Origin of the sequence: Mesorhizobium sp. M1A.F.Ca.IN.020.06.1.1 (assembly GCF_004023265.1) — a bacterium.
In the GTDB taxonomy this organism is placed as follows: Bacteria; Pseudomonadota; Alphaproteobacteria; order Rhizobiales; family Rhizobiaceae; genus Mesorhizobium.
Genome location: NZ_RZSR01001319.1, coordinates 1 through 1238, shown reverse-complemented (window position 1 = coordinate 1238; position 1238 = coordinate 1). Strand labels below are relative to the sequence as shown.

2 protein-coding genes are annotated in these 1238 nt (G+C 62.1%); one reads left to right on the top strand and one right to left on the bottom strand.

Annotated elements, in window-relative coordinates; genetic code table 11:
* Positions 1–384 (top strand): FAD-dependent oxidoreductase (locus tag EOA60_RS33640; RefSeq protein ID WP_128312657.1); only part of this gene is annotated, 384 nt, incomplete at its 5' end.
* Between the two features lies 1 nt (position 385).
* On the opposite strand, the gene EOA60_RS33635 is transcribed toward EOA60_RS33640, so the two are convergent.
* On the bottom strand, positions 386–1238 hold an 853-nt coding region (locus tag EOA60_RS33635; RefSeq protein ID WP_164899793.1), incomplete at its 5' end, for a phosphatidylserine/phosphatidylglycerophosphate/cardiolipin synthase family protein.

The window sequence follows — 1238 nt, the reverse complement described above, 5'->3', positions numbered from 1 at the left end:
ATCATGGACGAGACTTACAAGGTGGCGATCACCAGGCTCGGCGACCGCATCCGCGTCGGCGGCACCGCGGAGATTTCGGGCTTCGACCTTCGTCTGCATGAATCGCGCCGCCGCACGCTCGAGCACTCCGTCGGCGACCTGTTTCCGGGCGGCGGCGATCTCAAGGCGGCGAGTTTCTGGTGTGGCTTGCGGCCGATGACGCCCGACGGGCCGCCGCTGGTCGGGCGCAGCGAATTGTCCAACCTCTATCTCAACACCGGCCACGGCACGCTGGGCTGGACCATGGCCTGCGGCTCGGCGAAAGTGCTTGCCGATATCATTTCCAACCGGGTGCCGGAGATCAACGCGCTCGACCTCAGCCCGGACCGCTACATCAAGGCTTGATTTAAAAGGCCTGTTTCACCCACCCATTGCTGAACAGCAGCCGGTAAGCCCAGCCGATCGTGACATTGGTGGCGACCGGCTGCGAATGGGCGAGATAGTCGTCATAGACCGACTCCATGCGGCGGTAGAAGGCCGGATCGAGCACCATCATGCCGTTTTCCGAGTCGTGGACGAAGCTGCGATTGTTCAGGTTGACCGAGGAGATCGTCACCAGGCGCTGATCGATCATCATGATCTTGGAATGCAGCACCACGTCGGGCGCCTTGAATTCGCGGATATTGATGCGGTCGCCATATTTCTCCACGAACAGCTTGTTGAGCGCGGTGAGGAAGCGGCCGCCTATGTCGCCCTTGAGATCGATGCGGCCGACGACGTCGATGCTGACGCCGCGGGCCAGCGCCCGATCGAACGCTCTCGCGAGACTGGGCGTCAGGTTGAGATAGGGATTGACGATCTCGATGCGGTGCTCGGCGGTGTCGATCAGTTCGACGAAGTAGTTTTCCAGTGCATGCCCGTCCTCGTAAGGCACGGAAATGAAGTGCCGCACCACGCCTTGCGGGTGGCCACCGGAACGAACCGGAATGGAAAACGGCCGCGACAGGTTGGTGTCGGCATCGCGCAGCCAGACGGTCGAGAAATGCGCGGCCAGCGTTTCGACCGTCGCCTGGTCGGCGATCTCGATGTCGAAGTCGCTCCAGTTGGAATAGTAGTTGAGCGAGAAGCCGTCGGTCTCGCCGTATTGCTGCAGCTGAGGGTAGCGCGACAGGTCGATCGGCTTATGAAACAGGAACCCGTCATGGATGTTGCGGCCGCCGATGATGACGCGCGAGCGGCCGGGGTCCTCGGCCAGGGTC